The 10,196-nt window shown below is 50.7% G+C and carries 8 protein-coding genes and 1 pseudogene; all 9 read right to left on the reverse strand.

The window, feature by feature from the left end; translation table 11 throughout:
- Nucleotides 1–180 (reverse strand): annotated as a pseudogene (locus AC1WIP_RS06260) (hypothetical protein); the annotation flags it as partial.
- Nucleotides 181–245: 65 nt separating this feature from the next.
- The gene (locus tag AC1WIP_RS06265; RefSeq protein ID WP_481141035.1) at nt 246–2,363 is read right to left on the reverse strand and encodes an N-acetylglucosaminidase; all 2,118 of its coding nucleotides are present in this window, start codon (nt 2,361–2,363) and stop codon (nt 246–248) included.
- A gap of 109 nt (nt 2,364–2,472) precedes the next feature.
- A complete protein-coding gene (locus AC1WIP_RS06270; RefSeq protein ID WP_481141036.1) occupies nt 2,473–3,210 on the reverse strand; it encodes a glycosyltransferase family 2 protein in 738 nt (245 codons plus the stop codon).
- 1 nt (nt 3,211) lies between these two features.
- Entirely contained in the window at nt 3,212–4,108 is an 897-nt protein-coding gene (locus AC1WIP_RS06275) for an NAD-dependent epimerase/dehydratase family protein (RefSeq protein WP_481141037.1), read from the reverse strand.
- A gap of 430 nt (nt 4,109–4,538) precedes the next feature.
- The gene (locus AC1WIP_RS06280; RefSeq protein ID WP_481141038.1) at nt 4,539–5,162 is read right to left on the reverse strand and encodes a sugar transferase; all 624 of its coding nucleotides are present in this window, start codon (nt 5,160–5,162) and stop codon (nt 4,539–4,541) included.
- Nucleotides 5,163–5,173: 11 nt separating this feature from the next.
- A complete protein-coding gene (locus AC1WIP_RS06285; protein ID WP_481141039.1) occupies nt 5,174–7,051 on the reverse strand; it encodes a polysaccharide biosynthesis protein in 1,878 nt (625 codons plus the stop codon).
- Nucleotides 7,048–8,040: a glycosyltransferase family 2 protein gene (locus tag AC1WIP_RS06290; protein WP_481141040.1), complete on the reverse strand. Its 993-nt coding sequence runs from the start codon at nt 8,038–8,040 to the stop codon at nt 7,048–7,050. The genes AC1WIP_RS06285 and AC1WIP_RS06290 overlap by 4 nt, the downstream gene beginning before the upstream one ends.
- Nucleotides 8,013–9,212 (reverse strand): glycosyltransferase family 4 protein, encoded by a 1,200-nt coding sequence (locus AC1WIP_RS06295; protein WP_481141042.1) that lies wholly within the window; start codon nt 9,210–9,212, stop codon nt 8,013–8,015. Before AC1WIP_RS06295 ends, AC1WIP_RS06290 begins: the two co-directional genes overlap by 28 nt.
- The coding region (locus AC1WIP_RS06300; RefSeq protein ID WP_481141043.1) for a glycosyltransferase family 4 protein at nt 9,209–10,196 on the reverse strand (988 nt) is incomplete at its 5' end. The genes AC1WIP_RS06295 and AC1WIP_RS06300, both read right to left, overlap by 4 nt.

Here is a 10,196-nt window from a genome sequence, read left to right on the forward strand (position 1 = left end):
GTATTTTAACTCATAATCAAGAATTTCTCTTTCCGTATCCGAAAGGGCCGGTTCGGGGGAAATCACCGCCACCTCAGAGCTGGTTCCCCCGGTTCCTTCCTCGCTGCCATCCCCACAGCCTGTAAGCATGGCCGCAAGAACCGTTCCCGCAAGCAATCCATAGATTAGTTTTTTCCTCATCTCCTCATCCTTTCCTATCTGAAAAAGGTTAACCTGTTTCCACTGTTCCTTTCTCCTGCTGTTGCTCACCCCGCGGCGTCTCCGTCGCTGATAAGCTGTTTCAAAAACAAATCTGCATCAGAGCCCTGGGGATAGGTTCCCATCTGCAAAAGCTGCTGTGCCAGAGAATAAATACTCCTTGCCACCACAGGGCCATAAAGAGTAATCTGCGCCCCATCCTTTTCCAGCACAATATAGCCTCTAAAGGCATACTCCACCTTATATTGGTTGGCAGGCAGCCCCACCAGCACCGAGGTAAAGTGATATCTTCCTCCAGTGGTGGCATAAATCTTATCCTCCAGACCGCCGCTTGCGTTGGTGCCATAGGACATGCCGCTTAACACCTTCTCCCCTCCCTTGATCATGGGATAGGAGGCTCTGTTGGCGTTGTTCATCACGAGAGTGCCATATTCCTTCAGCTTGTAACCATTCACACCCCCTGACGTGAGCGCTGCTCTTACATCCGTAGAAATACCGGTCTTAAAGCGGATGCCGGAATTTCCTGTAATGCGGATGGAAAATCCGTGGTAGGTCAAAAGATCCGCCAGTCCCGGCTGAGCCGCAGCCGTATAGGCGTTATTGGCATAGCTTAAGGTCCATATATACATCCCCACAGGCACCCCTGACTCGTTATAGCGGTAAACCACCGCCGTTTTTGCGCCGGTATTCGGCGCCTTCACCACATATTTCCCATTCTGGGCCTGAGCCGTATAGGCAACGCCGTCCAGATACACTGTGGTATCACTATACCCTGCCGGATACTCCAGAATCACATCCGTAGAGGCCGTTGGCATGGGGCTTGCACCTGCCGGCATATTCTCATAGACGGGAATTTTAAACACAAAGGTGTTTTCCAGCGAATTTGCGCTTGCATAAAGGTTCTTCATGCTCTTTCCCTCGCTGGCAGGGGCAGAAATATTCTGCATATATTGATGGGTATACAGGGCATAATAGCCATTAGGGTTTACATTATATTTCTGGAGATACAAAGTATCCTGCCCTCTCTTAATATAGTTGGCGGAGATCACGTCCGCCCCTCCCAAAATGGAAAAATAGGCATTATACCAGTTTTTCTCCTTGGCATATTTCAAGCCGTTTTCAATAACCTGGGTAGTGGTGGTTCCCGTTGCCCCCACATTGAAATAATTATAATATCCCTCATACCCCGGATAGGTTCCCGAAATCAGGCCGGATGTGCCCTGTCCCTGCTCCTGGTACACTCTGGCCGCCAGATGAAAAGGGCTCACCTCTCTGCCCTCCTCCGCTCCGATGGCCCAGAAGATATGAGCAAAGGTCATACTGGTTCCCGGCGCATTTTTGCTGCTGTTCATAAAAGTATTATTCAAAAAGGTTTCCACAGCAGCCTCCGTGTGATAGGTTTTATTATAGGTCAAAAGCTCAAACTGGAACACCCCATCCTCTGTGAGAGCATTTCTGGGATCCATATAGTATTCCAGAATTTCCTCAGTGGCATAAAACCAGTTTCCATCGTCGTAGGCCCCCGCCTTGGTATAGTCCGGAAAGGTTTTATACACAAGGCTTCTCCCTCCCTGAAGCTGATTGTAAATCACAGTGTCCCAGTCAAGACCCGTGTTCATTTTCACAAAGGTCCAGTTGGGATGCTTTTGCTTCAAAGCGGTAAGGGCTGCCTGATAGCTTGCGGGAAACTGGTCGATGTCCGCATACCTCTGGGTTCCGTCCACAGAGTAGGCAACCACATTTGCCGCGGGATTCATTCCGTAGCTTGCTTCCCACTCCAGAAATTTTTCATCGGAGCACGCCAGAAAGGATCGGGGAATATATCCCTGATACTCATTTGTTCCGTACAGCAGGCTTACATACTCCCAGACCTCGTAATTGTCGTCCACAAATACGTCCTTGATCTCCACCATCTGTCCGCTGGGTACGGTTACCAGTACCTCCGCGTCATAGGAAGCCTGCACACGCACAGGATATTCATCGCTCAGATACACCAACGCCATGATATCCCTCTCTTGTACAATTTCTTGAAGCGCCCCTCTGGCCTCCTCAACCCAGACAGCGGTTTCCTCATCCAAAGCATGGGCTTCATAGGTGAATGCACCGGCCGAAAACAAACCAGCCATTAAGCATATGGTACCTAACAACAATAAAAATTTTTTCATGAAGTCACTCCTTTGTACCTGTTAACGCCTCCATGCCGTATCATAACACAGAAATTCCTGTTGTCTACTGGAAATATCTGTGTCGCAGAAGGATTTTGTCGAAAAAGAATCATCCAAATAGAAATTTAAAAACCTCAATTCCCACACATTCTGCAAGATACCATCTGCTGTAACCGTTGATGCGGTAGCAGTAAAGGTATCTGTCCCGAATACGCCTTGCGGCCTCCTTTAAGCTTTTGCGGCTGCTTGCCCCGCCCAGATAAAAATCTGCCAGCACCCGGTCCACAGTGACAATTTTCCGTCCCTGGCGCACCATCTGCAGATAAAAGCCGTAATCGTCATGAATGCCCATATCCCGGAAGGGGTTCTCCTTATAAAGCCTGGCCCGCACAAAGGTGGTGGGATGATTCCAGTCCCTGGAGGTCTGAAATTTACGCAGTCTGGCTTTTTTTACAAAACTGCCGCCTCCTATCCGGTGTATTCGTATATTAGCAAACATCAAATCACATTTTTGGCTCTGAAAGGTCTCCACAGCGATTTCTACCGCCTCCGGCTGGTAAGTGTCCCCGCTGTTTAAAATCCCTATGAGTTCTCCTTCTGCCAGACGGATTCCCTTGTTCATGGCGTCGTAAATCCCCCCGTCCGGCTCGCTTATAATGTGATAGGAAATACCTTTTTTGGCAAATGCGTCCCGGTAAGTCTCAGCCTTCTCAACTGTCCCGTCACTGCTTTTCCCATCGATAATCCAATATTCCGCAGGCGCCTCCAGCTGTGCCAGCACAGATTCTATGGTAGCTCCTATACAGCTCTCACTGTTAAATGCAATGGTGATAATACTCACTGTCATTTCAAACACTCTTCCTTATGCTCTCTGAAAAGGAATATTTCCGATATCCCTTAGGTCCCTTATCAAGCCCCAGGTCAATAGTCAGGGAACCAAATGCCTTGCCTGCCATCCCCCCCGCTTTTCCAGGCAGAACCCGGGCCAGTCTCACAAAGGGATTCAACGCCCTGGTGAGCCGGATTTTCTTTCCCTTAGCAGTCCCGATTTCCTTTACCAGTTCAGCGGTGGACACATAGTCCTCGTTTTGTGGGAAAAAGATTCCCCCTTCCCCGCTCTCTGTCAAAAGGCGGATAAACTCCGCCAGATTTTCCACATAAATCATGCTCCGCCTGTTTTCAATGTTTGGAAAAAAGGGAAGCCTTTCTGCAAGCTTTACCAGCATGGGAAAATTCCCCCTGCTGCCCTTTCCGTAAACCATGGGAAGTCTCAGGATTGCCACATGAAAATCCTCTGTTTCCAATTCCTTTAGTCCCAGCTCCCCCTGGTATTTGCTGTCCCCGTAAAAGCTTGTGGGCGAAGGCTTTGTGTCCGCCGTAATGTGCACATCCCGGCAGGCCCTCCCACTCTCCCCATAGACAATCACGCTGCTTAAGTAAATAAACAAAGGAATCCCGGCCTGCCTTGCCCATTTTGCAGTCTCCACCGTAATGTCCCTGTTTACCCGGTAATAAAGAGCCTTGGTTTCCTCGGACACGCCGTTTATATCCGCATGGGCGATTCCCGCCACATGCAAAAGAGCGTCCCATTTTGATTCCCCGGCCGGCTTTGGGAAGCCCTCCCTCAAGGAAATCTTATCCACTTGGTAACGCTCTTGCCCCTCCCTCTTATTCCACTGCTTCAGATATGCCTCCACCGCATTCCCGATATAACTATGGACGCCGGTTATCAATAAATGTTTCATGCTGCTTCCTTTTTTAAGTAATCTCAATAAAAAATTTTGCTATTCCTCCCTTTATGTGAGGCACGCTTCCACACAGACACGCTTTCGCTCCGAGCTGACTGCAGCGGTACATAAGGCTGCAGAGGACACCGCCTAAGTACCGGCGGCCAGCAAGGGTCTGTTTAGGAAGCATGGCCCACCCAGAGGGAATCTGCCAAAATTACCAGTTTTACAATGATCTACAATGTTGATGGCAAAAGGTAGCTCTGTCACAAATAGTTAAAATTGTTTGCTCTCTGCAGGAGTCATAGTTGCCCTTGGAATTGAAAAATTTGCGTTGTGAGAAAAAATCCGCATGTTTGAGCGCAGCGAGTTCGGATTTTTTGGAACGAAATCAGCGGATTTTTCGATTCCTAGTGCAACTTGACTCCAAAGCCGCAAGCAATTTTAACTACTTGTGACTAAAAGGCTTTTTCTCCTCCTCAAGGCTTCCCGTGCCGCCCTCCACTACGCCCTCTCCCCGAAGCACCTTAAAGAAGGTGCCGAAGAAGCAGCGGCAGTCCATGAGAAAGCCCATCCGTTTCACATATTCCCCGTCCAGGGCCGCCTTCACCGGAATCTCCAGCTCATCCCTGCCGTTGATCTGTGCCCAGCCCGTAAGGCCGGGGCGCACATCGTTCGCTCCGTATTTATCCCGCTCAGCAATCAGGTCATATTGGTTCCACAGGGCGGGCCTGGGTCCCACCACAGCCATGTCCCCCTTTAAAATATTGATGATCTGGGGCAGCTCATCCAGGCTGGTTCTGCGCAGGAAGCGGCCCACCCGGGTGATATACTGCTGTGGGTTCTTCAAAAGATGGGTAGGCATATCCTTGGGCGTATCCACCCGCATGGTTCGGAATTTCAAGATCATAAAGTGGGTCTTATGGATTCCCACCCTTTTCTGGCGAAAAAGCACCGGTCCCTTGGAGTCCAGCTTTATGGCTGCTGTCAGCAAAAGAAACACCGGGGACAAGAGAATCATCCCCAAAAGAGCCATCATAAAATCCATTCCCCGCTTCAGCCTCGGATACATGAGCTTCCTCCTTATTCCTCATAATGATAGGTGGGCACGATTTCCCGCACCAAACGCCTGATATCGCTTTCCTCATCCAGGGAGGCCTGTCTGAGACGCTCCAGCTGTTTTTCAAACACATCCGCATCATACTCTATTGGTCGGCCGATATAGATCATCTTGTTTGCGGTCTCCTGAAGCCCCTCCTCGTTCATGAGAAGCTCCTCGTACATTTTTTCTCCCGGGCGCAGACCGATAAACTCGATCTTGATATCCTCCCCCACCCGGTAGCCGGAAAGCTTGATCAGGTTCTTTGCCAGATCCACAATCTTCATGGGCTCTCCCATATCCAGCACAAAGATTTCTCCCCCCTTGGCGTAAGCGCCCGCCTGAAGCACCAGGGACACGGCTTCGGGAATGGTCATAAAATAACGGATGATATCCGGGCTGGTAACAGTCACTGGGCCTCCCTGTTCAATCTGCTTTTTAAACAGCGGGATCACGCTGCCGTTGCTGCCCAAAACATTTCCGAACCGCACCGCCACATATTCCGTCTTTGAGCTGCGGTTTAAATTCTGAATGATCATCTCACAGATACGCTTGCTGGCTCCCATGATATTGGTAGGGTTCACCGCCTTGTCCGTGGAGATCAGCACAAAGCGCTTTGTCCCGTACCTATCCGCCGCCGTGGCCACCTTATAGGTGCCGAACACGTTATTTTTCACAGCCTCGTTGGGGCTGTCCTCCATAAGGGGCACATGCTTGTGGGCTGCCGCGTGATACACAATATCCGGCCGGTATCTCTTAAAGATCTCATTGACTCTGGCCGTATTCCTTACAGAACCGATAAGCACCACCATGTCAAGCCTTGGATATTTCTGCTTCAGTTCCTGCTGGATTTCGTAAACACTGTTCTCGTAAATATCAAAAATCACAAGCCTCTTGGGAGTATGCTGGGCAATCTGGCGGCACAGCTCGCTGCCGATGGAGCCGCCCCCTCCGGTGACCAGCACTACCTTGTCCTTTACATAGCCCATGATCTCCTCCACATTGACCTCAATGGGATCCCGGCCCAGCAGATCCTCAATCTGTACCTCCCGCAGCTTTGACACATTCACATCCCCGTTGATGATCTGATACATGCCGGGGAGAATGCGCAGCCTGCATCCTGTCTCCTTACAGATTTCCAGAATGGGCTTGAGCTTCTGTCTGCTGGCGGAAGGAATGGCGATTATGATCTCGTCAATATTGTACTTTTCCACGTTGTCCGGAATGGACTCCCGGCCGCCCACAATGGGCACCCCCCGCAGGTATTTCCCGTGGCACCCCGGATTGTCATCAATGGCGCAGGCCACGTGGATGCTCAGATAGCTGCTGCTTTCTATTTCCTTTAAGATAGCGTTTCCCGCAGCCCCTGCTCCTACAATCATGCAGTTGACCCGGGACTTCCCTCCAAAATGATGGAGTCTCCGGTTCTGGAGAATGCGCAGAATGCGGTAGCTGAAACGGACGCCGCAGGTGAGGATCATGAGAAAGAAGCCGTAAAAGAAGGGATAGCTGGTAGGCAGCCGCACGCCCTCTATCCAAAAGATAATGGGCTGCATAATAGAACAGATCACAACCGCAATGGCATTGTTCACAAGCTCTGTGTCAGAAGCATACCGCCACACACTGTTATAGAGCTTGAAAATGGCAAACACCACCGCCACGATCACCGCATTGTACCAGTAGGCGTCAAGCACCGCCACCCAGAATTCCCTGGGCACATCCATGAATTTGAAATCATAGCGCACATAGAGGCTTAACACCGAGGCCACCAGAATGGAGACCATATCGGACACCACCAAGAGCGCAATCCGCGTCACCGGTATCTTCAGAATACCTACCCTGATATCATTCAACCTTTTCATAATCGTTTCACCTTTTTGTGTATCCAGCGCACCGTCTTTGGAGCCGCCGCAAGAAGCGTCAGATAAGCCTTATTTTGGGGAGTGAGAAAGGGATTTGCCATTCCCTCCGCCCAATATCTTCTAAGATACCCCTTTATCCGGCCGTATTCCTGATTTTCCCCCCTCATTTCCGAAATCGGAATGTGAAGCATATAGTCCAGCCGCTGGTAAAGGCCGAAGCGTCTGGCCTGTTTGTAAAGAGCCGGATAATGTTTTTTTACCAGCTCCATCACCATGTCCGCATTGTCCACATTGTCGGAAAACACTCGGGAAAATCCGGTATTTCTTCTGGTATTGCTTCCCATTCTGCAAAAAACATGATATCCCCGCTCCGGCAGCGACACAATGCCGCCTATGTCCGGCAGCATCTCCACCAGCAGATGAAAATCCTCATTCAGCACACCCTCCGGAAAGCGGCGGCCCAAAAACACCTCTTTTTTTAAAAGCTTGGTGCAAAAGGAGCAGTCCCCTCTGTGCAAAAGCAGTTCCCGCAAGAAATCCTCCGGTTCTATGCACTCCGGCGAAGAAGGAGGAACACAGATATCAGGAAGTCTTTCTCCCTCCTGGGAAATCTCATCTCTGCCGATCTGGGCAGCCTTCACCCCGTATTTTCCAAGAGCCTCCTGCAAAAGTGCATACATATTATACTCTACATAGTCATCGCTGTCCACAAAACCCAGATATTCACCTCTGGCCTGTTCTATCCCAAGATTTCTGGCGGAGGAGGAGCCTCCGTTTTCCTTGTGGAACACCCGGATTCGTTCATCCTCTGCCCCCAGGCTGTCGCACAGCTGCCCGGTGCCGTCGTCGCTTCCGTCATCCACCAGAAGGATTTCCAGATTGGGATAGGTCTGTGCCTGCAGAGACGCCACACATCTGGGCAGATATTCTTTTACATTGTAAACCGGAACAATCACACTAATCAAGGGTTTTTCCATTGCTTTCTCCATTTCATCCGCCTCTCTGACAGCACAGGGGCAGGAGAACAGGGGCCTGTGAGAGGCGGCGTGAGGGAAATCTCCCCGGCTGCCTCCCCCTTCTCCAAAAAACCAAGTCTCACGCAAAGCCCCAAAAGCCGCCCGGCCGCTGTGGAAGCATTCCACTCCTGGGTAATGGTCTCTATGGCATTTGTGCCAAGCCTTCTGCACAGCTCCTTGTCCTGCAGAAGCCTCTCCACTGCGGCAAACAGCTCCTTTTTATGCCCATCCCGGTAAATCAGTCCATTTTTGCCCGGGCTGATCAAAAAGGGCACAGCTCCCGCCATATGACCGGCGGCCACCGCGCAGCCGCTGTTCATGGCCTCGTTTACCACAGCGCCCCAGCCCTCCATGCGGTCGCTGGTCATCAAATAGATCTGGGTCTGCTCCATAAGGCAGCGTATTTCCTCCGGCCTGCGATAGCCCAAAAGCCTGACCCGCTCTTTAAGCCCGTACTCCTCTATTCTTTCTCTCACAAGGGGCTCCAGCTCTCCGCCCCCCGCCAGCTCCATCTGAAAATCGTATCCCTTATCCCTCAGGTATCTGGCAGTCTCTATGGCAAGCTCAGGATGCTTCCAGTCAAGGAATCTTCCCGTCCATAGAATGCTGCCCTGCTTTTTTTCCGCCATCAGCTGATCCACCGCATACTCTCTGGTTTCCGGAAAATATCCCCAGCGAAGCAGCTTTCCTGGATAAGCCCTCACAATATGAAAATCCGAAGCTGCGTAAGCTCCGGCACAGAGCATATACACCGGCTGCCTGCGGTATCTTGTATGATCCTGATACTTTTTCAAAAGCCCTCTGGGGGACACCGCCTTCCACTGCCCGCTTTTATACAGCCGCTCGCTGTAGCGGATCACAGGCTTTCCCAAATCCAATCTCTCCCTTATGTAGCCCTCTTCGTCCGTGCCTCCAAAGAATACCACTTTGGCATCAGCAATCAGCCTTCTGCAGGCCTCCTCCTCATGGTAGTACAGTCTCAGGTAAGGAGCCTGGATGTCCTTACTCCATCCCATTCTCACCCGCTCCGCCTCCATGGGCTCGGTCTGGACAAAGGCAAAGTCTCCCTGCAAAAGCTCATACATGGCGTTGCAAAAGGGAATCTGATGATGATTCAGATAATTGGATACGAATACAAATTTCATCCCCGTGTCTGCGGCGCTCCTTTCTTTTTCTCCTGAATGTCTGCATATATCTCCGTCAGTTTCCGGTAATTTTTCTCTCTATCATGAGTTTTTTCTGCATGATCTCTTGCATTTTTACAGTACTGAAGCATTTTATCTGTGTCCGACCACATTTCCAGCACCGCCTCTGTAAGCCCTTTTACAATTTCTTCCAGTTCCGGCTCATGGCCGCCAAAAGAATTACATGTGTTATCAAAAGAATTTTCCTTTGTGCGGAAGCCCCGGTACAAAATCCCGTCCGTCCCCCCTCGGAAAACACTGGGAATTCCACCCACATCGGCGCTGACACAGGGCATTCCCAGGATCATGGCCTCTCCCAGGGAATTGGGAGAGTTTTCTATGGTGGAGCAGCAGACGAAAAGGCTGCTTTTTTGATAGCGTTCCTTCATTTCCGCTGCATTCAGCTTTCCCAGAAACTCTACGCAGTCCTTAAGCCCCCCTCTCTCTATCAGCTCCTGCAGATACCTTCCATAGGCGGAGATTTTCAGCTTTTCCTTAACCCCCCCTTCTCTCACAATACAGTTTCCTGCCACGGACACCTTCACCTGCGGATGCCTCTCTCTGATGGCAGGCAACGCCAGAAGCAGGTAATGCAGTCCCTTCACAGGATAGTCTCCCTGGCTTACAAAAATGGAAAAGGGAACGCATTCCTCCTTCTTCCAGCAGCCCTCATAAAAGGGCTCCCGCAGCGTTTCATTCATACTGTAGTAAACCGCATCAGGGTTCCATTCTTTGGCATAATGCCTGTCCCATGCGGTTCTTCCTGTGATATTTCCCGCAAGCCCAAGCGCCTCTGTCTCCATACGGCCTCTGGCCGCAAACTTCTCCTTCTGGCGCGGGATGCTGTCCCTTTTTAAGAAATCCCGCAGGGTAATGCGGCGAATCACCCTCCCCGGCATACTGGCAAAATAAGTGTTGGCATAAGCGGCGCACAGCCCCTGAATC

This window comes from Acetatifactor sp. (assembly GCF_982438285.1).

Bases quoted from the DNA above. Each gene is read 5' to 3' on its own strand.
- AC1WIP_RS06265 (WP_481141035.1), bottom strand. From the start codon at position 2,363: ATGAAAAAATTTTTATTGTTGTTAGGTACCATATGCTTAATGGCTGGT.
- AC1WIP_RS06270 (WP_481141036.1), bottom strand. From the start codon at position 3,210: ATGACAGTGAGTATTATCACCATTGCATTTAACAGTGAGAGCTGTATA.
- AC1WIP_RS06275 (WP_481141037.1), bottom strand. From the start codon at position 4,108: ATGAAACATTTATTGATAACCGGCGTCCATAGTTATATCGGGAATGCG.
- AC1WIP_RS06280 (WP_481141038.1), bottom strand. From the start codon at position 5,162: ATGTATCCGAGGCTGAAGCGGGGAATGGATTTTATGATGGCTCTTTTG.
- AC1WIP_RS06285 (WP_481141039.1), bottom strand. From the start codon at position 7,051: ATGAAAAGGTTGAATGATATCAGGGTAGGTATTCTGAAGATACCGGTG.
- AC1WIP_RS06290 (WP_481141040.1), bottom strand. From the start codon at position 8,040: ATGGAGAAAGCAATGGAAAAACCCTTGATTAGTGTGATTGTTCCGGTT.
- AC1WIP_RS06295 (WP_481141042.1), bottom strand. From the start codon at position 9,212: ATGAAATTTGTATTCGTATCCAATTATCTGAATCATCATCAGATTCCC.